The sequence below is a fragment of the Enterobacter sp. DC1 genome (genome assembly GCF_000568075.1).
In the GTDB taxonomy this organism is placed as follows: domain Bacteria; phylum Pseudomonadota; class Gammaproteobacteria; order Enterobacterales; family Enterobacteriaceae; genus Enterobacter; species Enterobacter asburiae.
Map to the genome: position 1 here is coordinate 706,878 of NZ_AZUA01000001.1, position 25,473 is coordinate 732,350.

A 25,473-nucleotide genomic window follows, 5' to 3' on the forward strand; every position below is an offset into this window, starting at 1 on the left:
ATGCTGAGATTACTCGAAGATAAGATTGCGACGCCGCTCGGGCCGCTGTGGGTGATCGCGGACGAGCAGTTCTGCCTGCGCGCCGTCGAATGGGAAGAGCACAGCGACCGCATGGAAGAACTGCTCCATGTTCACTACCGCTCGCAGGGGTATGAACGTATCCGCGCCACCAACCCGGGCGGGCTGAGCGACAAGCTTGCGGCCTACTTCGAAGGCGATCTCAGCATCATTGATACTCTGCCGACCGCCACGGCAGGCACGCCTTTTCAGCGCGAAGTGTGGCAGGCGCTGCGGTCCATTCCCTGTGGGCAGGTCATGCATTACGGCCAGCTCGCGGAGCAGCTAGGCCGCGCAGGCGCCGCACGCGCGGTGGGTGCCGCTAACGGCTCTAACCCGGTCAGCATCGTGGTGCCGTGCCATCGCGTCATTGGCCGCAACGGCACCATGACGGGCTATGCCGGCGGCGTGCAGCGCAAAGAGTGGTTGCTGCGTCACGAAGGGTATCTCCTGCTCTAGCTTCCAGGCTTTTTGTGCTTAATTTTCTTCCGGTTAGGCTAAAAATCCATAATCAAGCTGTGGAATTTCAAGAAGATGGCGACACGTTGCCGTCTCTTGTCCTTATTGAGGGTTTGTCAGGCTTACGTACTTACCAAAAAGATGTTAAAATTGACCAATATCAATTAAGGCTTGAGCAAACCTATGATCCCGGAAAAGCGAATTATACGACGCATTCAGTCTGGCGGTTGTGCTATCCATTGCCAGGATTGCAGCATCAGCCAGCTCTGTATCCCGTTTACCCTGAATGAGCATGAACTCGATCAGCTTGATAATATCATCGAGCGCAAAAAGCCTATTCAGAAAGGGCAGACGCTGTTTAAAGCGGGAGACGAACTGAAATCGCTCTATGCTATCCGTTCTGGCACCATCAAAAGCTATACCATCACCGAACAGGGTGATGAGCAGATCACCGGCTTCCATCTGGCGGGTGACCTGGTGGGCTTTGATGCCATCGGCACGGGCCATCACCCGAGCTTTGCTCAGGCGCTCGAAACCTCAATGGTTTGCGAAATCCCGTTTGAAACCCTGGACGATCTGTCCGGTAAGATGCCTAACCTGCGTCAGCAGATGATGCGTCTGATGAGCGGTGAGATCAAAGGCGATCAGGACATGATTCTGCTGCTTTCTAAAAAGAACGCAGAAGAGCGCCTGGCCGCGTTTATCTACAACCTCTCCCGCCGTTTCGCCGAGCGTGGCTTCTCGCCGCGTGAATTCCGTCTGACGATGACGCGCGGCGATATCGGTAACTACCTTGGTCTGACCGTGGAAACCATCAGCCGTCTGCTGGGCCGTTTCCAGAAAAGCGGGATGCTGGCCGTTAAGGGTAAATACATCACTATCGAAAACGGTGAAGCGCTTGCCGTTCTTGCCGGGCACGCCCGCAACGTGGCGTAACTCTCCGCATGTTGATGACCAGACTGATAAATTCTTGTGATTTATTGGTCTGGTATAATCACTTCCGTTTCAAGATATTTTCACCGCAGCACGTCCCCACACAGCGCCCGAAAGGTTCTCGTTGAGGTTATGAATTGAGAGAAAGTTTGTTTTTCGTTTCAGTCGTGATTGCCTCTGTGACCTTTATCTTCATCTGGATCATGCTTGTCGGCCCGATGAAGGGGGAAGAAAAAACCTACGTCCAGGACTCCACGACCTTTGCGATAGCGGTGATGGTGCTGCTGTTTATTGCGTTTATCGCGGTGACGACGACGGTACTTTTCCTCTGATAAATTTTCATGAATTATTGATCTGGCAAAACCTCCCCTCTGTTTCATTCAGGATATATAGGTTACTCTTTTAATTACAGACTGTGGTGACAGTAGTAAGGAGACCTGTATGGCCAAGTATCAAAACATGCTGGTAGCTATCGATCCGAATCAGGACGATCAGCCGGCATTACGACGTGCTGTGTATTTGCATCAACGGATTGGTGGCAAAATCAAAGCGTTTTTGCCGATCTATGACTTCTCGTATGAGATGACCACCCTTCTGTCGCCTGACGAGCGCACCGCTATGCGTCAGGGCGTCATCAGCCAGCGTACCGCGTGGATCCGTGAACAGGCGAAGTATTACCTGGAAGCGGGCGTGCCCATTGATATTAAAGTGGTCTGGCATAACCGACCTTTCGAAGCCATCATCCAGGAAATTGTCGCCGGTGGGCACGATCTGCTGCTGAAGATGGCACACCAGCACGACAAGCTGGAATCCGTGATTTTCACCCCGACCGACTGGCACCTGCTGCGCAAATGCCCTTGCCCGGTCTGGATGGTGAAAGACCAGCCGTGGCCTGAGGGCGGTAAAGCCGTTGTGGCGGTAAACCTTGCAAGCGAAGAGGATTACCACAATTCGCTGAACGAGAAGCTGGTGAAGGAGACCATCCAGCTTGCCGATCAGGTGAATCATACCGAAGTGCATCTGGTTGGCGCCTATCCGGTCACTCCGATTAACATTGCCATTGAGCTGCCTGAATTTGACCCGAGCGTGTACAACGACGCGATCCGCGGTCAGCATCTGCTGGCCATGAAAGCGCTGCGTCAGAAATTCAGCATCGATGAGAAAATGACCCACGTGGAAAAAGGGCTGCCTGAAGAGGTGATCCCGGACCTGGCGGAACACCTGCAGGCGGGGATTGTGGTGCTGGGCACCATTGGCCGAACCGGTATTTCTGCCGCGTTCCTCGGCAATACCGCCGAACAGGTGATCGACCATCTGCGCTGCGACCTGCTGGTCATTAAGCCGGATGAGTACCAGACGCCGGTTGAGCTGGACGATCCGGAAGACGATTAACCAGTAAGATGAAAAAAAACCGTCGGGGAACCGGCGGTTTTTTTTGCCGGGTGGCGGCTTCGCCTTACCCGGCCTACGGGTTTGGTAGGCCCGGTAAGCTTGCGCCACCGGGCTTTACCCTGTCAGAGTGATTTCAGAATCGCATCCACGCTGGCTTTGGCATCGCCAAACAGCATGTGGGTGTTCTCTTTGAAGAACAGCGGGTTCTGAACCCCGGCATAGCCGGTATTCATGGAGCGTTTAAACACAATCACGTTCTGCGCCTTCCACACTTCCAGAACAGGCATACCGGCGATTGGGCTACCCGGATCGTCCTGCGCCGCAGGGTTAACGGTATCGTTGGCGCCAATGACCAGCACGGTGTCGGTGTCGGCGAAATCATCGTTGATCTCATCCATTTCCAGCACGATGTCGTAAGGCACTTTCGCTTCCGCCAGCAGCACGTTCATGTGACCCGGCAGTCGCCCTGCCACCGGGTGAATACCAAAGCGAACCTTGATGCCCCGCGCGCGCAGCTTCTCGGTGATTTCCGCAACCGGATACTGCGCCTGTGCCACCGCCATGCCGTAGCCCGGGGTGATGATCACGGAATGCGAGTTTTTCAGCATGTCTGCGGTATCTTCCGCAGAAATTTCACGGTGCTCACCCACTTCTTCATCCGCACTGGAAGAAGACCCGTCGGTCCCGAAACCACCGGCGATAACGCTGATGAACGAGCGGTTCATCGCCTTACACATGATGTAAGACAGGATCGCACCGGAAGAACCCACCAGCGCACCGGTGACGATCAGCAGGTCGTTGCTCAGCATAAAGCCTGCCGCCGCTGCCGCCCAACCGGAGTAGGAGTTCAGCATCGAGACAACTACCGGCATATCCGCACCGCCGATGGACGCCACCAGGTGCCAGCCGAACGCCAGCGCGATGATGGTCATTACCAGCAACGCCAGCACCTGCAGGCCCACGCTTTCGGTACGCACGAAGACCACCAGCAGTACAAACGACACCACCAGCGCCGCCAGGTTCAGCTTGTGACGGTTTGGCAGCATCAGCGGTTTAGAGGAGATCTTCCCGCGCAGCTTGCCGAACGCCACAATAGAGCCGGTGAAAGTCACCGCACCGATGAAGATACCGAGGAACACTTCCGTCAGGTGGATGTTCACCAGAATCGGTTCCAGGCCCGGTTCGTGATACAGGTAGCTGTTGAAGCCCACCAGCACTGCCGCCAGACCCACGAAGCTGTGCAGAATGGCAACCAGCTCCGGCATCTCGGTCATTTCAACGCGTTTTGCCAGGCGAATACCAATCGCGCCGCCGATGATCATCGCCACCAGGATCCACGCCACGTTGCCGGTATCCGGCCCGAAGATGGTGGCAATCAGCGCAATCGCCATCCCGGCGATACCAAAGTTATTCCCCTGCTGAGACGTTTCGTGTTTGGAAAGCCCCGCCAGACTGAAAATAAACAGGATTGCAGCAACAATGTATGCGGCTGTCACTAATCCTCCAGACATATGCTACCCCTTAGCCTTTACGAAACATTTTCAGCATGCGCTGAGTCACGGTGAAACCACCGAAAATATTGATACTGGCGATCAGCACCGCGATGAAGCTCAGGAAGCTGATCCAGCCGCCGTGACCAATCTGCAGTAACGCCCCCACCACGATGATCCCGGAAATGGCGTTGGTTACCGACATCAGCGGCGTATGCAGCGCATGAGAGACGTTCCACACCACGTAGTAGCCCACGACGCAGGAGAGCGCGAAGACGGTAAAGTGGCCGAGGAACTCTTTTGGTGCGACGTCAGCCAGCCAGCCGAACAGAATAATCACCAGCGCCATGATCGCGTATTTGCGCCACGGAGAAGCCGGTTTGGCGGGTTCTTTTGGCTCAGGTGCCGCTTTCGTTGCCGCCTGAGGCTGAGCAGAAACCTGAATAGGCGGCGCAGGCCAGGTAATTTCACCTTCACGGACCACCGTGACGCCGCGCACAACAACATCGTCGAAATCAACGGTGACGTTGCCGTCTTTCTCTTTGCAGAGCAGCTTCAGCAGGTTGACCAGGTTAGTGCCGTAGAGCTGAGAAGACTGCGTTGGCAAACGGCCCGGCAGATCGGTATAGCCGATCACCTTCACGCCGTTCGCGGTCGTGGTTACCTGATTTGGAACGGTATATTCACAGTTGCCGCCGTTTTGGGCGGCCAGGTCGACAATCACGCTGCCCGGCTTCATGGAGTCAACCATCTCACGGGTAATCAGCTTCGGCGCCGGTTTACCCGGGATAAGCGCGGTAGTGACAATAATGTCGACATCTTTCGCCTGGGCGGCGAAGAGTTCCATTTCGGCTTTGATAAAGGCTTCGGACATCACCTTCGCGTAACCATCGCCGCTGCCTGCCTCTTCCTTGAAATCCAGCTCAAGGAATTCGGCGCCCATGCTCTGGACCTGTTCCTTTACTTCAGGACGGGTGTCAAAGGCGCGTACGATAGCGCCCAGGCTGTTTGCCGCACCGATTGCGGCAAGGCCCGCCACGCCCGCGCCAATCACCATTACTTTCGCCGGAGGGACTTTACCCGCGGCGGTGATTTGACCGGTAAAGAAGCGACCAAATTCGTGGGCAGCTTCAACAATGGCGCGATAGCCGGCAATGTTTGCCATGGAGCTTAAGGCATCCAGCGACTGCGCGCGCGAAATGCGCGGCACGGAGTCCATCGCCATCACGGTCACGCCGCAGGCCGCCAGCTTCTCCATCAGCTCCGGGTTTTGCGCAGGCCAGATGAAGCTCACCAGGGTCGTTCCCGGATTCAGCAGCGCAATCTCATTCTCTTCCGGTGCGTTGACCTTCAGAATCACCGGCGACTGCCAGACGTTAGCACCGTCGACCACTTCCGCGCCGGCCTGGATAAAGGCCTCGTCATCGAAACTCGCCAGTTTGCCCGCGCCGCTTTCAACCGCGACCGTAAAACCCAGCTTAAGCAGTTGCTCCACCGTTTTCGGTGTTGCCGCTACGCGGGTTTCATTGGCTAACCGTTCTTTTGGTACCCCAATACGCATAGTTTTCCCTTCCATCGGTTTTTGATGATGGTTTATCGATAATGCCCGCGGTTTGTATCAATTTTCGCCATCGCGCAAGCGACGAGAGATGATTAACCCCGGAAAATAAAACAGTAACAAACTGTCTATAACCTACTGAAAATAGCGCCCGCGATCTACCGCCAGAAAACACTATTTCTTACTTTATCTGTGAAAAATAAGCGATCGGCGTCACTGACAGTGATATTTACCTTAAATTCACTGCCAGAACCGATAAAACGCGCAAGCGAAGCGGTAAAAACATGATATAGCGCCATAAGAGAACAACTTGTTAACATTAAATTAACTTGTAAAAGTCATATGCTTTATCAGTTTTACTTGTCAAACGCGTGTTTTTTCAACATATCACTAAATGTTATCGAATTCGGTGATTCAGTAAGCACAGGCAGTGAAAAATGGCGCAGACAGCGACGGGTTTTAAATGCAATAATCGGGACCGTCTCAAATTAACAACAATACCAGTACATGGTTTGCGCAAGGCGAAGGATCATTTTTATGAAGCTTAAGAACACACTCCTGGCGTCCGCACTTCTTTCCGCGACCGCCCTGTCTGCGAATGCCGCAACAGAGTTAACGCCGGAGCAAGCGGCAGCGTTAAAACCTTTTGACCATACGGTCATTGTGGGTCGTTATAATTCTATTGGCGACGCCGTCGCCGCTGCATCAAAAGCCGCAGATAAAAACGGGGCGGCCTCGTTTTATGTCGTTGACCAGTCCGATTACGGCAACAGCGGTAACCAGCGCGTGACCATTGCGCTGTTCAAAGACAATGCGCCAAAAGCTGACGCGCCAAAAAACCGCGTGATCAACGGTGTTGTTGAACTGCCGAAAGATCAGGCGATTGAGCTGGAACCTTACGACACCGTCACCGTTCAGGGCTTCTATCGCAGCCAGCCTGAAGTGAACGATGCCATCACCAAAGCCGCGAAAGAGAAAGGGGCCTACTCTTTCTTCATCGTGCGTCAGGTCGATGCTAACCAGGGTGGCAACCAGCGTATTACCGCGTTCATCTATAAAAAAGATGCGAAAAAACGTGTTCTGCAGAGCCCGGATGCCATCCCGGCGAATTCAGAAGCAGGTCGCGCGGCGATAGCTAAAGGCGGCGAAGAAGCGAAGAAAGTTGAAATTCCAGGCGTAGCAACAACGGCTGCCCCAAGCGCTGAAGTGGGCCGTTTCTTCGAAACGCAGTCTACAAAAGGTGGCCGTTATTCCGTTACGCTGCCGGACGGTACCAAAATTGAAGAGTTGAACAACGCCACTGCAGCGCAGATGGTGCCGTTCGACAGCATCAAGTTTACCGGCAACTACGGCAACATGACGGAAGTCTCTTACCAGGTCGCGAAGCGTGCGGCGAAGAAAGGGGCGAAGTACTACCACATCACCCGCCAGTGGCAGGAACGTGGTAACAACGTGACCATCAGCGCCGATCTGTACAAGTAACAACATCGTTTACGAAAGGCGGCGCAATGCCGCCTTTTTTTGTTACTTTTTTTGAATTTCTGCCTCACGTCATTGCATGCATTCGTTACACTCCGTAAAATCCCGCGCCTTAGTGTGATCCACCATTTTTATGCGCCTGAGCGAAATAATTATTCTGGATTTTGACCTTTCATAACAGGAAGCCAATGGAAAAGAAACTTGGCCTGAGTGCTCTGACTGCACTCGTTTTAAGCTCAATGCTGGGTGCGGGCGTATTCAGTTTGCCGCAAAATATGGCGGCCGTCGCCAGCCCTTCCGCGCTCATGATTGGCTGGGGCATTACGGGTGTCGGAATACTGCTGCTGGCCTTCGCCATGCTGCTGCTCACCCGCATTCGCCCGGACCTGGACGGCGGCATTTTCACCTATGCGCGTGAAGGTTTCGGCGAGCTGATTGGCTTCTGTTCCGCGTGGGGATACTGGCTGTGTGCGGTTATCGCCAACGTCTCCTATCTGGTTATTGTCTTCTCGGCGCTCAGTTTCTTTACCGATACGCCTGAGCTGCGCTTCTTTGGCGACGGAAATACCTGGCAGTCTATTGTGGGCGCCTCGGTGTTGCTGTGGTTCGTCCACTGGCTGGTGTTGCGTGGCGTACAAACGGCCGCCAGCATCAACCTGGTGGCGACGCTGGCGAAACTGGTTCCGCTCGGCCTGTTTATCGTTCTGGCCTTTATTGCGTTCCGTCTGGACGTATTCAAGCTTGATTTCAGCGGCGTTGCGCTGGGCGTTCCCGTCTGGGAGCAGGTGAAAAACACGATGCTGATTACCCTGTGGGTATTCATCGGCGTTGAAGGCGCGGTCGTGGTTTCTGCCCGGGCCCGGAATAAACGCGATGTAGGCCGCGCCACGCTGCTGGCCGTACTGGCTGCGCTCGGGGTCTATCTGCTGGTGACGCTGCTGTCGCTGGGCGTGGTAGCGCGTCCTGAGCTGGCTGAAATGCGTAACCCGTCAATGGCTGGCCTGATGGTGAAAATGCTCGGCCCCTGGGGCGACGTGGTGATTGCCGCAGGGCTGATCGTCTCCGTCTGCGGCGCTTACCTGAGCTGGACCATCATGGCGGCTGAAGTGCCGTTCCTGGCCGCGACGCACAAGGCGTTTCCACGCCTGTTCGCCCGTCAAAACCAAAACAGCGCGCCGTCGGCATCGCTCTGGCTGACCAACATCAGCGTTCAGGTCTGTCTGGTGCTGATCTGGCTCACAGGTTCAGACTATAACACCCTGCTGACCATCGCCTCGGAGATGATTCTGGTACCCTATTTCTTAGTGGGTGCGTATCTGTTAAAAATTGCCACACGCCCGGCGCATTATGTCGTGGGTGTCGGAGCCTGTATTTACGGCCTGTGGTTGTTGTATGCTTCCGGGCCTATGCATCTGCTGCTGTCGGTGGTGCTGTACGCACCGGGTCTGCTGGTGTTTATCTATGCCCGCCGCACGCATCAGCTGGAGAACGCGCTGAAACGCCGTGAGATGGCATTAATTGGACTGTTACTGGTTGCTGCCCTGCCGGCAACCTGGATGTTAATGGGATAGCATCGCCTTTCCCATTGTTGAACTGTAAAGGAGAATACGATGGGAAATGCACCGCTTCGCCCAATACTGATTACCGGCGGAGGTCGCCGTATCGGCCTCGCCCTCGCCCATCACTTTCTCAACATTCGCCATCCGGTCATTGTCAGCTACCGTACGGAATATCCGTCGATTGAAGGGTTACGCAAAGCCGGGGCGGTCTGCATTCAGGCTGATTTTTCAACCGATGAAGGCATTCTGGCTTTCGCGGAAGAGGTGAAATCCACCACGACGGGGCTGCGCGCCGTGATCCATAACGCCAGCGCATGGCGTGCCGAAAAACCCGGTACGTCACTCAGCGAAACGCTCTCCGCCATGCTGCAGATCCACGTCAATGCGCCTTATCTGCTTAACCACGCTCTGCAGGACCTGCTGCGCGGCCACGGGCACGCTGCGGGCGACATTATTCACTTCACCGATTATGTGGTGGAGCGCGGAAGCGACAAGCACATCGCCTACGCGGCCAGCAAAGCCGCGCTGGATAACATGACGCGCTCGTTTGCCCGCAAGCTCGCGCCCGAGGTGAAGGTGAACGCCATCGCTCCGGCGATGATTTTGTTTAACGAAAACGATGATGCGGAGTATCGCCAGCAGGCGCTGAATAAGTCGCTCATGAAAATCGCCCCGGGCGAGAAAGAGGTCATCGACCTTGTGGATTACCTGCTCACCAGCTGCTACGTCACCGGCAGAACCTTTGCCGTGGACGGCGGCCGACCGCTGCGCTAGTGAAAGCGGCTCCAGAAGAAAATTAACACCCAGGCGCTGAGTCCCCAGCAGGCCACCGCCCCGCTCAGCGCCAGGGGAAGACGCAGAAAACCGGTGAAATACCACAGCGAAAGCAGGTAGAGAAAATACGGAATGATAGACCACATGCCAAACACGATGGTCGTGCGTAATGCTTCCGTGCCCCGCTCAGAAGCCACGATATAGTGGGCAATTAGCGCAAAGGTCGGAAACAGCGGGATTAGCCCGGCAATATAATAGTTTTTCGTTTTTGCCAGAACGCCAATCAGTAACACCACCAGCGCGCCCAGCGCGGCTTTGATCGCCAGCCCCATATTTTTCCCTGGAATAATCAACTCACAATATGAGCCAGAATAACGGAACCGGCGTTAATTTTGAAAGATTAATGGAAGGTTAAGGTTTCGCGGTGTATGTTGGCTTTTTTCACGAAAACAGACGCTGTATGAATAAGATTGTTTATGTTGAAGACGAACCCGAGGTCGGGCAACTGATCGCCGCCTATCTGGGTAAACATGATATGGACGTCATTGTTGAACCTCGCGGCGATCGCGCCGAAGAGGTGGTCGTCCGTGAAAACCCGGATCTGGTACTGCTGGATATCATGTTGCCAGGCAAAGACGGCATGACGCTCTGCCGTGACCTGCGCGCCCGGTGGGAGGGGCCTATCGTCCTGCTCACCTCTCTGGACAGCGATATGAACCACATTTTGTCGCTGGAGATGGGCGCCAATGACTACATTCTGAAAACCACACCGCCTGCCGTCCTGCTTGCACGCCTGCGCCTGCATTTGCGCCAGCACGCCAGCATCGAGCGCGAAGCGCCCGCGCCGTCGCTGACGCCGCACAAAGCGATGCGCTTCGGTACGCTGTCTATTGACCCCATTAACCGCCAGGTACTGCTCTCTGGCGAGCTTATCGCCCTCTCCACCGCAGATTTTGACCTGCTGTGGGAGCTGGCAACGCACGCCGGGCAAATCATGGACCGAGACGCGCTGCTGAAAAACCTGCGCGGCGTGAGCTATGACGGAATGGACCGCAGCGTTGACGTGGCAATTTCGCGCCTGCGCAAAAAGCTGCAGGATAACGCTACCGAGCCCTACCGCATTAAAACCGTGCGTAATAAGGGTTACCTGTTTGCCCCGCACGCCTGGGAAACCTGATCGCGTCTCCCGATAAGACAACCCGTGCGAAATGAAGGCGTTGCGCGACGATGCCCTTCTTTCGCGCGTTTATTTTTACGTTTGCGCAACAATTGACTTGCTAAGCACGCAAACTATTCCATAATTACCTTCTCGACTCTCCTTTTTTCAGCTCGCCCCGCTCTTGCGACCGTTTTACTCATTTTTACCGTGAAGCTCTCACGATACCTCTCCCATAAAATCTTGATATGAGGATTTAAGCCCATGAAATATGTATAGCTACAGTCAGGTAGAAGCCATCAAAACCAATCTTGAATGGATTGTTAATCAGGCAGCGCTTAGCCATTCCTCCCCCTCACGCGCCGATCGGAAAGCGCTCTTTGATCTCCTTGAACTCATCCAGTCTTACGAAATTCTCCTGGATTTAATTAACGAATTTGGGACCGATGTGATTGATATGCACATTGCGGAAGGACTGGCCTTAACGGAAACACTCATCGCCAAGGTAAAAACAGCGCGAAAGCCACGTAATACGCTTCACAGACATGAAAATATCGACGGGTTTTCATGTATATTCTGCACAATGCGTTTCCTCGGTGAGATCCAATGAAAAAGCTGTTTGTGCAGTTTTATCTTTTGCTGTTTGTCTGCTTCCTGGTCATGACCATGCTGGTCGGGCTGGTCTATAAATTCACCGCCGAACGTGCGGGCAGGCAGTCGCTGGACGATCTGATGAAAAGCTCGCTCTATCTGATGCGCAGCGAGCTGAGAGAGATCCCGCCGCACGACTGGGCGAAAACCCTCAAAGAGCTGGATCTGAACCTGTCGTTCGATTTACGCATCGAGCCGTTAAAAGATTTTGAGCTGGATCCGCCCGCCATGCAGCGCCTGCGCGACGGGGACATCGTCGCGCTGGATGAGAAATACACCTTTATCCAGCGTATTCCGCGCAGCCATTACGTGCTGGCCGTCGGGCCGGTGCCCTATCTCTATTATCTGCACCAGATGCGTCTGCTGGACATGGCGCTGATGGCCTTTATCGCCATTTCGCTCGCGTTTCCGGTCTTTATCTGGATGCGCCCGCACTGGCAGGACATGCTGAAGCTGGAATCCGCCGCGCAGCGTTTTGGCGAGGGACATTTTACCGAACGCATTCACTTCGACAGCGGTTCCAGCTTTGAACGCCTGGGCGTGGCCTTTAACCAGATGGCCGATAACATTAATGCCCTGATCGCCAGTAAAAAGCAGCTGATCGACGGAATAGCGCACGAGCTGCGCACGCCGCTGGTTCGCCTGCGCTATCGTCTGGAGATGAGCGAGAATCTGACGGACGCGGAGTCTCAGGCGCTTAACCGCGATATTGGCCAGCTTGAAGGGCTGATTGAGGAGCTGCTAACCTACGCGCGCCTCGATCGCCCGCAAAACGAGCTGAACCTCAGCACGCCGGACCTTCCCGCCTGGCTGCAAACCCACATCGATGACGTTCAGAGCGTGAACCCGCAGCGCACGCTGTTAACGCGCGTCACGCCGGGTGATTACGGCGCGCTCGATATGCGACTGATGGAGCGCGTGCTGGACAATCTGATGAACAACGCCATGCGCTACAGCGAAAGTACGCTACAGATTGGGCTGGATTTGCAGGGCAATCAGGCCAGCCTGACGGTGGAGGATGACGGTCCGGGGATTGCCCCGGAAGCGCGAGAAACCGTGTTTGAACCGTTTGTCCGCCTCGACCCCAGCCGCGATCGCGCCACTGGCGGATGCGGCCTGGGGCTGGCGATTGTTTACTCTATCGCGCAGGCGATGGGCGGCACGGTGCATTGCGAAGAGAGCGAGCTCGGCGGCGCGCGCTTCTGCTTTAGCTGGCCGGTATACCATAACATCGCCCTTCCCGTCCCTGCCTGACCTCAACCGCACGCTGGCCTGACCCGGCGTGCTGTGCTATATCATAAGTATGTTGTAACTAACGAGAGTGCTTATGGCGACCTACGATCTCCTCGAACGGCTGAACAGCACGTTTCGGGAAATAGAACACGAGCTCCTGACCCTGACCGAACGTTTGCAGACCTGCCGCCTGCTGGCCGCACGCGTCTTTACCCTGCCCGAGGTGGCTAAAGGGGCCGAGCACGACCCGCTGGACGCCATCCAGGTTGAACAGCACATCGGCAGCGCCGCCCTTGAGCTGGCGCTGAAGCACTATCGCCGCCTGTTTATCCAGCAGCAGTCAGAAAACCGCAGCAGTAAGGCGGCCGTGCGTCTGCCCGGCGTGATCTGCCTGCAAACCGATGGGACAACGCGCGACGCGCTGGAAAGTAAGATTACCCATATCAACACCCTGAAAGCGGCCTTTGAAAAGATCATCACCGAAGAGTCCGGCCTCGCCCCAGCCGCCCGGTTTGAATGGGTGCACCGTCAGCTTCCGGGGCTGATTACCCTGAACGCCTATCGCACGCTGACGGTACTGCGTCACCCCGCCACGCTGCGCTTCGGCTGGGCGAATAAGCACATCATTAAAAACTTCACCCGGGATGAGATTCTGGCGCAGCTGGAAAAAAGCCTGAAGACGCCGCGCACCGTCGCACCGTGGTCACGCGAGCAGTGGATTGAGCGCCTGGAGCAGGAGTACCACAGCATCGCCTCGCTTCCGGCGGACGCGCGCCTCAAGATAAAGCGTCCGGTGAAGGTGCAGCCTATCGCCCGCGTCTGGTATTCCGGACAGCAAAAACAGGTTCAGTATGCCTGCCCTACGCCGCTGATTGCGCTTTATGATACCGATCGGGGGGCCATCGTGCCGGATATTGGTGAGCTTTTGAATTACGATGCGGACAATGTCCAGCACCGTTACCGGCCTCAGGCGCAGCCGCTGCAGCTGATTATTCCGCGGCTGCACCTGTACGTGGCGGGGTAACTATTTCAGGCTGCCGACCATCGCCTCCGGACGAACCCAGGCGTCGAACTCTGCCTCCGTGAGATAGCCCAGCGCCAGGGCGGAGGCTTTCAGCGTCAGCCCCTCTTTATGCGCTTTTTTAGCGATCTCGGCGGCCTTGTCGTAGCCGATATGGGTATTCAGCGCCGTCACCAGCATCAGGGATTCATTGAGCAACTGGCTGATACGTTCGCGATTCGGCTCAATCCCTACCGCGCAGTGCTCGTTAAAGCTCTCCATCCCGTCCGCCAGCAGACGAATCGATTGCAGAACGTTGTGGATCACCATCGGGCGATAGACGTTCAGCTCGAAGTTGCCGGACGCACCGCCCAGGTTGACGGCCACGTCGTTGCCCAACACCTGGCAGCAGAGCATGGTCATGGCTTCGCACTGGGTCGGGTTCACTTTACCCGGCATGATGGAGCTGCCCGGCTCGTTTTCCGGGATGCTGATTTCACCGATGCCGCAGCGCGGGCCCGAGGCCAGCCAGCGCACATCGTTGGCAATTTTCATCAGCGAGGCCGCCAGCCCTTTCAGCGCGCCGTGGGTGTGGACCAGCGCATCGCAGGTCGCCAGCGCTTCAAACTTATTGGGCGCCGTAACGAACGGCTGTCCGGTGATGTTTGCCAGCTCCTCCGCCACGCGTACCGCGTATTCTGGATGGGTGTTTAACCCGGTCCCGACCGCCGTCCCGCCGAGCGCCAGCTCCGCCAGGTGCGGCATGCTGTACTCAATATGCTTCAGGTTATGTTCCAGCATCGCCACCCAGCCGGAAATCTCCTGGCCGAGCGTCAGCGGCGTGGCGTCCTGCAGGTGCGTACGGCCAATTTTGACGATGTCGCGGAAGGCCTGCGCTTTCTCGTTAAGCGTGGATTTCAGGACGTTAAGCTGCGGGATAAGCTGTTCGCGGATAGCAATTACCGCCGCCACGTGCATCGCCGTCGGGAAGACGTCGTTAGAACTCTGGCTTTTGTTGACGTCATCGTTCGGATGGACCTTACGCTCCATGCCGCGTACGCCGCCCAGCAGTTCGCTGGCCCGGTTTGCCAGCACTTCATTCATGTTCATGTTGCTCTGGGTGCCGGAACCGGTCTGCCAGATGGCGAGGGGGAATTCATCGGGATGCTTACCCGCCAGCACTTCGTCGGCGGCGTTGATGATGGCGGTCGCTTTGTCTGCCGTCAGCAGGCCTAAATCCTGGTTCACTTTCGCGGCTGCGCGTTTGGTGAGCGCCAGCGCCTGAATCAGCGAGACGGGCATTTTTTCAGTCGAGATACGGAAATGCTCCAGCGAACGCTGGGTTTGCGCGCCCCATAGCTTGTCGGCCGGAACGTCGATGGCGCCCATCGAATCTTTCTCATGGCGTACCGTGGTCATTACTTTCTCCTTGATAACAAAAGAGGGATTGCTCACATGCTTAAGGGATAAGTATTGATGACTTCTGGGAAACGATATGGCGCTTTGTGCGCTCTTTTTGGTGTCGGGTGGCGGCTTCGCCTTACCCGACCTACGAGAATGTAGGCCGGGTAAGCGTCAGCGCCACCCGGCAATTTACAGAATTACTTCACACACGCCGAACACTGGGACGACTGAATCTGCTTGAAGAAGTCGTTACCTTTGTCATCCACGAGGATGAACGCCGGGAAGTCTTCCACTTCAATTTTCCAGATCGCCTCCATACCCAGTTCCGGGTATTCCACGCACTCCAGGCTCTTGATGCTGCCCTGTGCCAGCACCGCTGCCGGGCCGCCGATGCTGCCGAGGTAGAAGCCGCCGTGCTTGTGGCAGGCGTCCGTCACCTGCTGGCTGCGGTTGCCTTTCGCCAGCATGATCATGCTGCCGCCGTTGGCCTGCAGCTGGTCAACGTACGAGTCCATGCGGCCCGCCGTGGTCGGGCCTAACGAGCCGGACGCGTAGCCTTCCGGCGTTTTCGCCGGGCCGGCGTAGTAGATCGGATGATCTTTAATGTACTGCGGCAGCCCTTCGCCATTGTCCAGACGCTCTTTCAGCTTCGCGTGCGCGATGTCGCGGCCCACGATAATCGTGCCGTTCAGCGAGAGACGGGTCGAGACCGGGTACTGCGAAAGCTGCGCCAGAATCTCTTTCATCGGACGGTTCAGGTCGACGCGAATCGCTTCACCCTCACCCGCTTTACGCAGCTCTTCCGGGATGTATTTGCCCGGATTGTTTTCCAGTTTTTCGATCCACACGCCTTCGCGGTTGATCTTCGCCTTGATGTTGCGATCCGCAGAGCAGGACACGCCCATCCCGACCGGACAGGAGGCACCGTGACGCGGCAAACGGATCACGCGCACGTCGTGGGCAAAGTATTTGCCGCCAAACTGAGCCCCGAGGCCCAGATTGCGCGCCTCTTCCAGCAGTTCCTGCTCAAGCTGCACGTCGCGGAACGCCTGGCCGTGCTCGTTACCTTCGGTAGGCAGGCCGTCGTAGTATTTGGTTGAGGCCAGCTTGACGGTTTTCAGCGTGCTTTCCGCCGACGTACCGCCAATCACAAACGCGATATGGTACGGCGGGCACGCCGCGGTGCCGAGAGTGCGCATCTTCTCAACCAGGTAGTTCTTCAGCTTGCCCGGGGTGAGCAGCGCTTTGGTTTCCTGGTAGAGGTAGGTTTTGTTGGCGGAACCGCCGCCCTTGGCGATACAGAGGAATTTGTACTCGTCACCGTCGACGCTGTAGAGATCGATCTGTGCAGGCAGGTTGGTGCCGGTATTGACCTCTTTATACATATCCAGCGCCGCGTTTTGCGAATAGCGCAGGTTATCTTCGGTGTACGTGTTGTAGACGCCGTGCGCCAGGGCCGCTTCGTCACCGCCGCCGGTCCAGACGCGCTGGCCTTTTTTACCGACGATGATCGCCGTACCGGTATCCTGACAGGTTGGCAGAACACCTTTCGCCGCGATGTCTGAGTTACGCAGGAACTGCAGGGCAACGTATTTATCGTTTTCGCTGGCCTGCGGGTCGCTCAGGATATCGGCAACCTGCTGCTGATGCGCCGGGCGGAGCATAAACGAGGCGTCGTGGAAAGCGTGCTGCGCCAGCAGCGTCAGCGCCTGCGGATCAACCTTGAGGATCTCTTGTCCTTCAAACTCAGAGACGGAGACGTGATCGCGGGTTAACAGGTAATACTCGGTGTGATCCTTACTGAGGGGGAAAGGATCCTGATAATGGAAGGGTTTATTCGACATTGGTCTCTCACTTACTGCTTCGGTCTGTTTATTCAGGGCAGATGTTCCGCTGCCCGGCTTAAAAGCGAGTCAGCTTATCCTACACAATTTTTTAACAAAAACTGAGACTAGTACGACTTTTTACATCCACAGGTTACTTCCATGAGGTTTATTGCTTTAATACCCGGAGTTAATTCCACAATTGAATCAGGGCTTGATAATGCAAAAACTCATTAACTCAGTGCAAAACTACGCCTGGGGAAGTAAAACTGCGTTAACGGATCTCTACGGTATCGCGAACCCGAACAACCTGCCGATGGCAGAACTGTGGATGGGGGCGCACCCGAAGAGCAGCTCAAAAATTGAAGACGCCAGCGGCCAGGTACGCAGCCTGCGTGACGTGATTGATGCCGATAAAGCCGCGCTGTTGGGCGACAAAGTCGCTCACCGCTTCGGCGAACTGCCGTTCCTGTTTAAGGTGCTGTGCGCCGACCAGCCGCTCTCCATCCAGGTTCACCCGAACAAGAAAGCCTCTGAAATCGGCTTTGCTAAAGAGAACGCGGCGGGTATTCCGTTAGACGCCGCCGAGCGTAACTACAAAGATCCTAACCACAAGCCGGAGCTGGTCTTTGCGCTGACCCCGTTCCTGGCGATGAACGCGTTCCGCGAGTTTTCAGAGATCGTTTCCCTGCTGCAACCGGTCGCGGGTGCCCACAAGGCTATCGCCCACTTCCTTGAAAACCCGAACGCGAACGCGCTGAGCCAGCTGTTTGCCAGCCTGCTGAATATGCAGGGTGAAGAGAAATCTCACGCGCTGGCGGTGCTGAAAGCGGCCCTGGGCAGCCAGCAGGGTGAGCCCTGGGAGACCATCCGTCTGATCTCCGAATTCTACCCGGACGACAGCGGCCTGTTCTCTCCTCTGCTGCTGAACGTGGTGAAGCTCAACCCGGGCGAAGCGATGTTTCTGTTTGCCGAAACCCCGCACGCCTACCTGCAGGGCGTGGCGCTGGAGGTAATGGCCAACTCCGATAACGTGCTGCGCGCGGGCCTGACGCCGAAATACATCGATATTCCTGAGCTGGTTGCCAACGTGAAGTTTGTAGCAAAACCTGCCGCGGAGCTGCTGACTCAGCCGGTGAAACACGGCGCAGAGCTGGACTTCCCGATTCCGGTTGAAGATTTTGCTTTTTCCCTGCACGACCTGAGCCAGGCCGAAACCGCCATCGCGCAGGAGAGCGCGGCGATTCTGTTCTGCGTGGAGGGCGAAGCGACGCTACGCAAAGGTGAACAGCGTCTGGTGCTTAAGCCCGGTGAGTCAGCATTCGTTGCAGCCAATGAATCTCCGGTCAGCGTAAGCGGCACCGGTCGCCTGGCGCGCGTTTTCAATAAGCTATACCCTAAATAATTCGAGTTGCATGAAGGCGGCGACGCAGCGAATCCCCAGGAGCGTACATAAGTACGTGACTGGGGTGAGCGAGGACAAACTGGCTTTGCCAGTTTGAACAGCGCTTGCGCTGGCCCCGAAGGGGCGAGGCCACAGGCCGAGTCAAGCCAACGCACAGGCAACTTGAAGTATGACGGGTATTAGGGACTTACTGATTTTTTTAACAACTCTTGCTAAGCTAGTTGCAGGCTTAATATCTCCAGGCGGTTTTTACCGCCTGGTTTCATTTTAGGGATAGTCGCAATGAAAAAATCGGTCGTAGCGGTTGGAGTGATTGTAGCATTAGGCGTGGTCTGGACGGGTGCCTCCTGGTTTACCGGGAAACAGCTGGAAGGCCGTCTGGCTGAGATGGTGGCGCAGGCTAACGGAGAGATTAAGCGCAGCGCGCCGGAGGCGGGCCTTGAGCTGAGCTACCAGAACTATCATCGCGGCGTGTTTACCAGCCGTATGCAGCTGGTGGTGAAGCCGGTGGCCGGTGCTGAAAATGGCTGGCTGAAACCGGGCCAGAGCGTGGTGCTGGACGAGGTGGTGAGCCACGGTCCGCTGCCGCTGGCGCAGCTGAAGTCCTTTAACCTGATCCCGTCGATGGCTTCTGTTCATACCGTGCTGGTGAATAACGACGTCACCAAACCGCTGTTTGACCTGGCGAAGAATGAATCGCCTTTCGACATTAATACCCGAATTAGCTATGCCGGTGACACGAGCTCCGATATTGCCCTGAAAGCGCTGAACTACGAGAAAGAGAATGAGAAAGTCGCCTTCAGCGGCGGCCACTTCAAACTTGACGCTGACCGAGACGGAAATGTGTTCTCCCTGACGGGTGAAGCGGAAAGCGGCCTGGTCAATGCGGTGAACGAATATAACCAAAAGGTTCAGCTCACCTTCAACAACCTGAAAGCCGACGGCAACAGCCGAATGACCGATTTCCAGGAGCGTATCGGCGATCAGAAACTGTCTCTCGATAAAGTCGCCATTGCGGTTGAAGGCAAAGAGATGGCCGTGCTTGAAGGTATGGACGTCAACGGCAAATCCGACGTTTCTAAAGACGGTAAGAGCATCAACACCCAACTGGATTACACGCTGAAGAGCCTGAAGGTGCAGAATCAGGATCTGGGCACCGGCAAACTGTCGCTGAAGATCGGCAATATCGACGGCCAGGCGTGGCACCAGTTTAGCCAGAAATACAGCAAAGAGAGCCAGGCGCTGCTGACCGATGCCGCGCTGCAGCAGAACCCTGAGGTGTACCAGCAGCAGGCGATGGCAGTACTGTTCAACAACCTGCCTATCCTGCTGAAAGGCGAGCCGGTGGTTACCGTTGCGCCGCTGAGCTGGAAAAACAGCAAAGGCGAAACCAGCTTTAACCTGTCTCTGTTCCTGAAAGATCCGGCAGCCGCAACGGGTGAACCGCAGACGCTGGCGCAGGAAGTGGATCGCAGCGTGAAGTCGCTCGACAGCAAGCTGACCATCCCGATGGATATGGCGACCGAGTTTATGACCCAGATTGCGAAGCTGGAAGGCTACGGCGATGAAGACGCCGGCAAGCTGGCGAACCAGCAGGTGAAAGGTCTGGCGGCCATGGGCCAGATGTTCCGCATCACCAAAGTGGAAAACAACACGATTTCCACCAGCCTGCAGTACGCCAACGGCCAGGTAACGCTTAACGGCGACAAGATGCCGCTGGAAGACTTTGTCGGCATGTTTGGTATGCCGACGCTGGGGATGCCGGAACCGGCTGAACCGGCAGCGCCAGCCGAACCGGCGGCACCGCAGCAGTAAACGTCAAAACCCCTCGCATGAGGGGTTTTTTATTGCCGGGTGGCGCTGACGCTTACCCAGCCTACGATCCCGAGCCTTTATAGGCCCGTGCAAGCGAAGCGCCGCCGGGCGATGTGCAGCGGAGATTACTTCACCCTCACCAGCCGCGCCGCCACAATCTGGTGCCCGGCCTGGACATCCGTATTGTCAATGCGCTGCATGATCCTGTCCGCCAGGGTGTAGCCCATCTCCCGCGCAGGGGTGGTGGCCCAGACGATCGGCAGGTCGTCGAGCGCGTTTTCACCGACGTCGGCGAACGCCCCGAGCGCCACCTGGTGGCCGAAGAAGGTTTCCACCCCGCCCTCGCCGCTCTGACGCCCGGCGCGGATCAGGCCAAACCAGGCGCCCATGGCAATCACGTCGTTGTAGCAAATCACGGCGCTGATCGTCGGACTGCTTCGCAGCAGCGCGCCTATCGCTTCCGCCGCTTTCTTCTGGCTGGATTCACACTCCACGACCCATTCGCTGTGGAACGGCAGGCCGTATTTAATCAGCGTCGCGCAGTAGCCGCCGACCCGCTCGGCGCGGGTCAGGGACGAGCTTTTCCCACCCAGCCAGGCGATGCGCTGATGCCCGCGACGAATAAGATGCTCGGTCAACATTTGTGCGGCCTGCATGTTATCCGGGCGCAGCGTGTCGGCCTCGTCCAGGTAGCTGGCGCGCGAAGCAAACACCAGCGGCACGCCTTTTTCGGCGGCGCGCTCGCACAGCTCGCTGCCCACGCCCGACGCTCCGGCGACGATCACCCCGTCCACCCCCTGGTTAAGCAGCATATCGAGCCGGGAGAGAAGCTGATCGGCCTCGCGACCGCCGTGAAGCAGAAAGACCATCCGCCCCTGTGCTTCAAGCGCTTCGGTTAGCCCGGCGGTCAGCTCCGCATAAAAAGGTGACGTCAGGTCGCGAACAATCAGGCCAATCACTCCGCTTTGCCCACCGCGCAGCGCCGACGCCTGGCGATTACGCACAAAACCCAGCTGTTCAACCGCCTCGTTCACCCGCTGACCGGTCGCAGGAGAGATGCGCCCTTTTCCGCTTAGCACCAGAGAAACGGTGCTGACGGAAACGCCCGCCGCCAGCGCGACATCGTTGATGGTGATTTTTTTCGCTACAGCCATGTGTTGGCGTGACTCCCTGAAATGAGATCGGTAAAACGTTTTATCAATACGTTATCTTTATACTACCAGTCAAAGCCTGAGAATGTGATTTAGCGCGCACTAAACTTTGATAAAACGTTTTATCTTCTCGCAGCATTGAAGCAGACAAACTGATTTTAACAATAAAGGAGTCGTTTTATGACGGCGAAAGCAGCACAAAAAATATCGCCGTGGGAATTTTTCCAGCAACTGGGTAAAACCTTTATGCTGCCCGTGGCACTCCTCTCGTTCTGCGGGATCATGCTCGGGATCGGCAGCTCGCTGAGCAGTAAAGACGTCATCACGCTGATCCCGTTCCTCGGTACCCCGGTGCTGCAGGCGATCTTCATCTGGATGAGTAAAGTCGGCTCCTTTGCGTTTAGCTTCCTGCCCGTCATGTTCTGTATCGCTATCCCGCTGGGTCTGGCCCGTGAGAACAAAGGCGTCGCGGCGTTTGCCGGGTTTGTGGGCTACGCGGTGATGAACCTGGCGGTTAACTTCTGGCTGACCGCGAAAGGCATTCTGCCGACCACCGACGCCGCCGTGCTGAAAGCCAACAACATTCAGAGCGTGATCGGCATCCAGTCTATTGATACCGGGATCCTCGGTGCAGTGATCGCGGGTGTGATTATCTGGATGCTGCACGAGCGCTTCCATAATATCCGGCTGCCGGATGCCCTGGCCTTCTTCGGCGGTACCCGCTTCGTGCCGATTATCACCCTGGTGGTGATGGGCCTGTTTGGTCTGATCATTCCGCTGATCTGGCCGGTCTTCGCGATGGGCATCAACGGCATTGGCCGCATCATCAACGGCGCGGGAGATTTCGGTCCGATGATCTTCGGCACCGGCGAGCGTCTGCTCCTGCCGTTTGGCCTGCAGCATATCCTGGTGGCCCTGATTCGCTTCACCGAAGCGGGCGGTACGATGGAGGTGTGCGGTCACGACGTGAGCGGCGCGCTGACCATCTTCCAGGCGCAGCTGAGCTGCCCGACTACCCACGGCTTCTCCGAAAGCGCCACCCGCTTCCTGTCTCAGGGTAAAATGCCTGCCTTCCTCGGCGGCCTGCCGGGTGCCGCGCTGGCGATGTACCACTGCGCTCGCCCGGAAAACCGTCATAAAATTAAAGGCCTGCTGATTTCCGGCGTGATCGCCTGCGTCGTGGGCGGTACCACCGAACCAATCGAATTCCTGTTCCTGTTCGTCGCACCGGTGCTGTACCTCATCCACGCGGTGCTGACCGGTCTGGGCTTTACCGTGATGGCGGTGCTGGGCGTGACCATCGGCAACACCGACGGCAACGTGATCGACTTCGTGGTGTTCGGGATCCTGCACGGCCTGTCCACCAAGTGGTACCTGGTGCCGGTCGTGGCGGCTATCTGGTTTGCGGTTTACTACGGTATCTTCCGCTTCGCCATCACCCGCTTTAACCTGAAAACGCCTGGCCGCGATACCGATACGGCGAGCAGCGTTGAACAGGCGGTTGCCGGGACCGTGGGCAAATCCGGCTACAACACACCGGCCATTCTGGCGGCGCTGGGCGGCGCGGATAACATCACCTCGCTGGATAACTGCATCACCCGCCTGCGTCTGTCGGTGGCGGATATGTCAAAAGTGGATACCAACGCCCTGAAAGCCAACCGGGCCATCGGCGTGGTACAGTTAAATCAGCACAATTTGCAGGTGGTTATCGGCCCGCAGGTCCAGTCGGTGAAGGATGAGCTGGCCACCCTGATGCGAACAGTTGAAGCCTGATGCCTCAGCCCCCTCTCATGAGGGGGTTTTACTTTAAGGACTCACGTCATGTTTGATTTTTCTACCGTCGTGGATCGACACGGCACCTGGTGTACGCAGTGGGACTACGTCGCTGACCGCTTTGGCGCGGCCGACCTGCTGCCCTTCACCATCTCGGATATGGATTTCGCCACCGCGCCCTGCATTACCGACGCGCTGCATCAGCGCATCAATCACGGCGTGCTGGGCTACAGCCGCTGGAAGAACGATGAGTTTCTCGCCGCCGTCGCGCACTGGTTCCAGCAGCGCTTTAACAGCACGATTGATACGGAAACCGTCGTTTATGGTCCTTCCGTTATCTACATGGTGTCAGAGCTGATTCGTCTCTGGTCACACCCCGGCGACGGCGTAGTGGTTCACACCCCGGCATACGACGCGTTTTACAAAGCCATCGAAGGCAATTCGCGTCACGTGGTGCCCGTGGAGATGGAAAAGCATGCCGCAGGCTGGCAGGGAAATATGGCTGCGCTGGAAGCGGCCCTGGCGAAACCTGAAAACAAAATTTTACTGCTGTGCAGCCCGCAAAACCCAACCGGCAAGGTCTGGACGCGGGATGAGCTGACGCAGATGGCTGAACTCTGCGCACGCTATGACGTGGCGGTTATCAGCGATGAAATTCATATGGATATGGTGTGGGGAGAGCATCGTCACACGCCGTGGAGCGCGGTGGCGCGCGGCAAATGGGCGCTTCTCACCTCCGGCTCGAAAAGCTTTAATATTCCGGCGCTGACGGGCGCTTACGGCCTGATCGGCGATGAAGCGAGCCGTAACGGTTATCTCAGCGCGCTAAAAGGCCGGGACGGCCTCTCTTCTCCTTCCGTGCTGGCGCTAACGGCGCATATCGCCGCCTATCAGCAGGGAGCGCCGTGGCTGGATGCCCTGCGGAGTTATCTGGAAGAGAACCTGTTGTATATCGCGCAGGAAGTAAACCGCGCCTTTCCGAAGCTGAACTGGCAGCCGCCCGAAGCGACCTACCTGGCCTGGATTGACCTGCGCCCGCTGAACATTGACGATCGTGCGCTGCAAAAAGTGCTGATCGAGCAGCAAAAAATCGCCATCATGCCGGGATATACCTACGGCAAAGAGGGAAACGGCTTTGTTCGCCTGAACGCTGGCTGTCCGCGCAGCAAGCTTGAACAGGGGGTGCAACGCCTCATTGCCGGGATTAACACGCTCCTGTAATCAATTTGCGCAACGGAATATTCCCTTGCGCAAATAGCTTTTTACCCCGTTTTGTTTTTATAATATGGCGCACTTTAACCAGAAAAGAGTGCGACCATGATTGATACACGCCTGCCTTTAACTGATATTCATCGTCACCTTGACGGTAACATTCGTGCCCAAACCATCCTCGATCTTGGCCGCCAGTTCAATTTAATGCTTCCTGCGCAGACGCTTGAGTCGCTGATCCCCCACGTACAGGTGACTTCCAATGAACCGGACCTGGTCAGCTTCCTGAGCAAGCTCGACTGGGGCGTGAAGATGCTGGCCTCGCTGGATGCCTGCCGCCGCGTGGCGTTTGAGAACATTGAAGATGCGGCCCGTAACGGCCTGCATTACGTCGAGCTGCGCTTCTCGCCGGGCTACATGGCGATGACCCACAGCCTGCCCGTTGCAGGCGTGGTGGAAGCCGTGATTGAAGGCGTCCACGAAGGATGTAAAACCTTCGACGTTCAGGCCCGTCTGATTGGCATTATGAGCCGTACGTTCGGCGAAGCTGCCTGCCTGCAGGAGCTGGAAGCGCTGCTGGCCCATCGCGATGACATCACCGCCGTCGACCTCGCCGGTGACGAGCTGGGCTTCCCGGGCAGTCTGTTCCTCTCCCACTTCAACCGCGCGCGCGATGCCGGCTGGCACATTACCGTGCATGCGGGTGAAGCAGCTGGCCCGGAAAGCATCTGGCAGGCCATCCGCGAGCTGGGCGCCGAGCGTATAGGTCACGGCGTGAAGGCGGTAGAAGATCGCGCCCTGATGGATTTCCTGGCGGAGCAGCGTATCGGGATTGAGTCGTGCCTGACGTCTAACATTCAGACCAGCACCGTCGCAACGCTGGCCCATCATCCGCTGAAAACGTTCCTCGAGCATGGCGTGCTGGCCTCGCTGAATACTGACGATCCGGCGGTACAGGGCGTGGATATCATCCACGAATACAACATCGCCGCACCGCAGGCGGGTCTGAGCCGCGAGCAGATCCGTCAGGCGCAGATCAACGGGCTGGAGATCGCCTTCCTGACGCCTGAAGAGAAGCAGGCGCTGAAAGATAAAGTGGCTCGCGGTTAACACCGTCGCCGGGTGGCGCTGACGCTTACCCGGCCTACAAAC

22 protein-coding genes are annotated in these 25,473 nt (G+C 56.7%); 16 read left to right on the plus strand and 6 right to left on the minus strand.

All coding sequences use genetic code 11. The annotated features are described in order from the left end of the window. From ogt to uspE, 4 genes are all read left to right on the plus strand, one after another. A complete protein-coding gene (gene ogt / locus P346_RS18065) occupies window positions 1-516 on the plus strand; it encodes a methylated-DNA--[protein]-cysteine S-methyltransferase (RefSeq protein ID WP_023311477.1) in 516 nt (171 codons plus the stop codon). 183 nt (window positions 517-699) lie between these two features. Next, the gene (gene fnr / locus P346_RS18060) at window positions 700-1,452 is read left to right on the plus strand and encodes a fumarate/nitrate reduction transcriptional regulator Fnr (RefSeq protein WP_006174991.1); all 753 of its coding nucleotides are present in this window, start codon (window positions 700-702) and stop codon (window positions 1,450-1,452) included. Between the two features lie 146 nt (window positions 1,453-1,598). Continuing rightward, the gene (locus P346_RS18055; RefSeq protein ID WP_014883604.1) at window positions 1,599-1,781 is read left to right on the plus strand and encodes a hypothetical protein; all 183 of its coding nucleotides are present in this window, start codon (window positions 1,599-1,601) and stop codon (window positions 1,779-1,781) included. A gap of 109 nt (window positions 1,782-1,890) precedes the next feature. Further along, entirely contained in the window at window positions 1,891-2,841 is a 951-nt protein-coding gene (uspE, locus tag P346_RS18050; RefSeq protein ID WP_023335478.1) for a universal stress protein UspE, read from the plus strand. Between the two features lie 122 nt (window positions 2,842-2,963). On the opposite strand, the gene pntB is transcribed toward uspE, so the two are convergent. Both pntB and pntA read right to left on the minus strand, forming a co-directional pair. Next, a complete protein-coding gene (pntB, locus tag P346_RS18045) occupies window positions 2,964-4,352 on the minus strand; it encodes a Re/Si-specific NAD(P)(+) transhydrogenase subunit beta (protein ID WP_024909329.1) in 1,389 nt (462 codons plus the stop codon). Window positions 4,353-4,362: 10 nt separating this feature from the next. Further along, on the minus strand, window positions 4,363-5,892 hold the full coding sequence (gene pntA, locus P346_RS18040; RefSeq protein ID WP_032657668.1) for a Re/Si-specific NAD(P)(+) transhydrogenase subunit alpha: 1,530 nt from the start codon (window positions 5,890-5,892) through the stop codon (window positions 4,363-4,365). Window positions 5,893-6,426: 534 nt separating this feature from the next. Here pntA and ydgH point away from each other — a divergent pair. From ydgH to folM, 3 genes are all read left to right on the plus strand, one after another. Continuing rightward, window positions 6,427-7,371, plus strand: a complete 945-nt coding sequence (ydgH, locus tag P346_RS18035) for a DUF1471 family protein YdgH (protein ID WP_024909331.1) — start codon at window positions 6,427-6,429, stop codon at window positions 7,369-7,371. A gap of 185 nt (window positions 7,372-7,556) precedes the next feature. Further along, entirely contained in the window at window positions 7,557-8,939 is a 1,383-nt protein-coding gene (locus P346_RS18030) for an amino acid permease (protein WP_032657670.1), read from the plus strand. A 39-nt stretch (window positions 8,940-8,978) separates the two neighbouring features. Beyond that, window positions 8,979-9,701 (plus strand): dihydromonapterin reductase, encoded by a 723-nt coding sequence (folM, locus tag P346_RS18025; RefSeq protein ID WP_032657672.1) that lies wholly within the window; start codon window positions 8,979-8,981, stop codon window positions 9,699-9,701. Here the strand turns inward: folM and P346_RS18020 are convergent. Further along, the gene (locus P346_RS18020) at window positions 9,698-10,033 is read right to left on the minus strand and encodes a GlpM family protein (RefSeq protein WP_032657676.1); all 336 of its coding nucleotides are present in this window, start codon (window positions 10,031-10,033) and stop codon (window positions 9,698-9,700) included. The genes folM and P346_RS18020 overlap by 4 nt on opposite strands. A gap of 128 nt (window positions 10,034-10,161) precedes the next feature. On the opposite strand from P346_RS18020, the gene rstA reads away from it, so the two are divergent. From rstA to tus, 4 genes are all read left to right on the plus strand, one after another. Further along, window positions 10,162-10,878: a two-component system response regulator RstA gene (gene rstA / locus P346_RS18015; RefSeq protein ID WP_021241154.1), complete on the plus strand. Its 717-nt coding sequence runs from the start codon at window positions 10,162-10,164 to the stop codon at window positions 10,876-10,878. 250 nt (window positions 10,879-11,128) lie between these two features. Beyond that, entirely contained in the window at window positions 11,129-11,467 is a 339-nt protein-coding gene (locus P346_RS0121435; protein WP_443112208.1) for a hypothetical protein, read from the plus strand. Continuing rightward, window positions 11,464-12,762, plus strand: coding sequence for a two-component system sensor histidine kinase RstB (gene rstB, locus P346_RS18010; protein ID WP_032657679.1), 1,299 nt, complete (start codon window positions 11,464-11,466; stop codon window positions 12,760-12,762). The genes P346_RS0121435 and rstB overlap by 4 nt, the downstream gene beginning before the upstream one ends. Before the next feature lie 73 nt (window positions 12,763-12,835). Then, window positions 12,836-13,765, plus strand: coding sequence for a DNA replication terminus site-binding protein (tus, locus tag P346_RS18005; protein WP_032657682.1), 930 nt, complete (start codon window positions 12,836-12,838; stop codon window positions 13,763-13,765). Here tus and fumC read toward each other — a convergent pair whose 3' ends face one another. Beyond that, window positions 13,766-15,160: a class II fumarate hydratase gene (fumC, locus tag P346_RS18000; RefSeq protein ID WP_032657685.1), complete on the minus strand. Its 1,395-nt coding sequence runs from the start codon at window positions 15,158-15,160 to the stop codon at window positions 13,766-13,768. Window positions 15,161-15,342: 182 nt separating this feature from the next. Continuing rightward, window positions 15,343-16,989, minus strand: a complete 1,647-nt coding sequence (gene fumA, locus P346_RS17995) for a class I fumarate hydratase FumA (RefSeq protein ID WP_032657687.1) — start codon at window positions 16,987-16,989, stop codon at window positions 15,343-15,345. A gap of 199 nt (window positions 16,990-17,188) precedes the next feature. On the opposite strand from fumA, the gene manA reads away from it, so the two are divergent. Next, window positions 17,189-18,373: a mannose-6-phosphate isomerase gene (gene manA / locus P346_RS17990; RefSeq protein WP_032657690.1), complete on the plus strand. Its 1,185-nt coding sequence runs from the start codon at window positions 17,189-17,191 to the stop codon at window positions 18,371-18,373. Window positions 18,374-18,655: 282 nt separating this feature from the next. Then, window positions 18,656-20,188 (plus strand): YdgA family protein, encoded by a 1,533-nt coding sequence (locus tag P346_RS17985; protein ID WP_032657692.1) that lies wholly within the window; start codon window positions 18,656-18,658, stop codon window positions 20,186-20,188. Window positions 20,189-20,313: 125 nt separating this feature from the next. On the opposite strand, the gene P346_RS17980 is transcribed toward P346_RS17985, so the two are convergent. Next, window positions 20,314-21,342: a Mal regulon transcriptional regulator MalI gene (locus P346_RS17980; RefSeq protein ID WP_032657695.1), complete on the minus strand. Its 1,029-nt coding sequence runs from the start codon at window positions 21,340-21,342 to the stop codon at window positions 20,314-20,316. Window positions 21,343-21,519: 177 nt separating this feature from the next. On the opposite strand from P346_RS17980, the gene malX reads away from it, so the two are divergent. The 3 genes from malX (at window position 21,520) to add (ending at window position 25,431) form a co-directional block, all read left to right on the plus strand. Continuing rightward, the gene (gene malX, locus P346_RS17975; protein ID WP_032657698.1) at window positions 21,520-23,112 is read left to right on the plus strand and encodes a maltose/glucose-specific PTS transporter subunit IIBC; all 1,593 of its coding nucleotides are present in this window, start codon (window positions 21,520-21,522) and stop codon (window positions 23,110-23,112) included. 48 nt (window positions 23,113-23,160) lie between these two features. After that, window positions 23,161-24,333: a MalY/PatB family protein gene (locus P346_RS17970; protein WP_032657700.1), complete on the plus strand. Its 1,173-nt coding sequence runs from the start codon at window positions 23,161-23,163 to the stop codon at window positions 24,331-24,333. Between the two features lie 96 nt (window positions 24,334-24,429). Beyond that, window positions 24,430-25,431, plus strand: a complete 1,002-nt coding sequence (gene add / locus P346_RS17965; RefSeq protein ID WP_032657701.1) for an adenosine deaminase — start codon at window positions 24,430-24,432, stop codon at window positions 25,429-25,431. Window positions 25,432-25,473: the final 42 nt, after the last annotated feature.

What these genes read in the sequence shown, in the direction of transcription:
- ogt (WP_023311477.1), top strand. Translation starts at nt 1, where the DNA reads ATGCTGAGATTACTCGAAGATAAGATTGCGACGCCGCTCGGGCCGCTG.
- fnr (WP_006174991.1), top strand. Translation starts at nt 700, where the DNA reads ATGATCCCGGAAAAGCGAATTATACGACGCATTCAGTCTGGCGGTTGT.
- uspE (WP_023335478.1), top strand. Translation starts at nt 1,891, where the DNA reads ATGGCCAAGTATCAAAACATGCTGGTAGCTATCGATCCGAATCAGGAC.
- pntB (WP_024909329.1), bottom strand. Translation starts at nt 4,352, where the DNA reads ATGTCTGGAGGATTAGTGACAGCCGCATACATTGTTGCTGCAATCCTG.
- pntA (WP_032657668.1), bottom strand. Translation starts at nt 5,892, where the DNA reads ATGCGTATTGGGGTACCAAAAGAACGGTTAGCCAATGAAACCCGCGTA.
- ydgH (WP_024909331.1), top strand. Translation starts at nt 6,427, where the DNA reads ATGAAGCTTAAGAACACACTCCTGGCGTCCGCACTTCTTTCCGCGACC.
- P346_RS18030 (WP_032657670.1), top strand. Translation starts at nt 7,557, where the DNA reads ATGGAAAAGAAACTTGGCCTGAGTGCTCTGACTGCACTCGTTTTAAGC.
- folM (WP_032657672.1), top strand. Translation starts at nt 8,979, where the DNA reads ATGGGAAATGCACCGCTTCGCCCAATACTGATTACCGGCGGAGGTCGC.
- P346_RS18020 (WP_032657676.1), bottom strand. Translation starts at nt 10,033, where the DNA reads ATGGGGCTGGCGATCAAAGCCGCGCTGGGCGCGCTGGTGGTGTTACTG.
- rstA (WP_021241154.1), top strand. Translation starts at nt 10,162, where the DNA reads ATGAATAAGATTGTTTATGTTGAAGACGAACCCGAGGTCGGGCAACTG.
- P346_RS0121435 (WP_443112208.1), top strand. Translation starts at nt 11,129, where the DNA reads ATGTATAGCTACAGTCAGGTAGAAGCCATCAAAACCAATCTTGAATGG.
- rstB (WP_032657679.1), top strand. Translation starts at nt 11,464, where the DNA reads ATGAAAAAGCTGTTTGTGCAGTTTTATCTTTTGCTGTTTGTCTGCTTC.
- tus (WP_032657682.1), top strand. Translation starts at nt 12,836, where the DNA reads ATGGCGACCTACGATCTCCTCGAACGGCTGAACAGCACGTTTCGGGAA.
- fumC (WP_032657685.1), bottom strand. Translation starts at nt 15,160, where the DNA reads ATGACCACGGTACGCCATGAGAAAGATTCGATGGGCGCCATCGACGTT.
- fumA (WP_032657687.1), bottom strand. Translation starts at nt 16,989, where the DNA reads ATGTCGAATAAACCCTTCCATTATCAGGATCCTTTCCCCCTCAGTAAG.
- manA (WP_032657690.1), top strand. Translation starts at nt 17,189, where the DNA reads ATGCAAAAACTCATTAACTCAGTGCAAAACTACGCCTGGGGAAGTAAA.
- P346_RS17985 (WP_032657692.1), top strand. Translation starts at nt 18,656, where the DNA reads ATGAAAAAATCGGTCGTAGCGGTTGGAGTGATTGTAGCATTAGGCGTG.
- P346_RS17980 (WP_032657695.1), bottom strand. Translation starts at nt 21,342, where the DNA reads ATGGCTGTAGCGAAAAAAATCACCATCAACGATGTCGCGCTGGCGGCG.
- malX (WP_032657698.1), top strand. Translation starts at nt 21,520, where the DNA reads ATGACGGCGAAAGCAGCACAAAAAATATCGCCGTGGGAATTTTTCCAG.
- P346_RS17970 (WP_032657700.1), top strand. Translation starts at nt 23,161, where the DNA reads ATGTTTGATTTTTCTACCGTCGTGGATCGACACGGCACCTGGTGTACG.
- add (WP_032657701.1), top strand. Translation starts at nt 24,430, where the DNA reads ATGATTGATACACGCCTGCCTTTAACTGATATTCATCGTCACCTTGAC.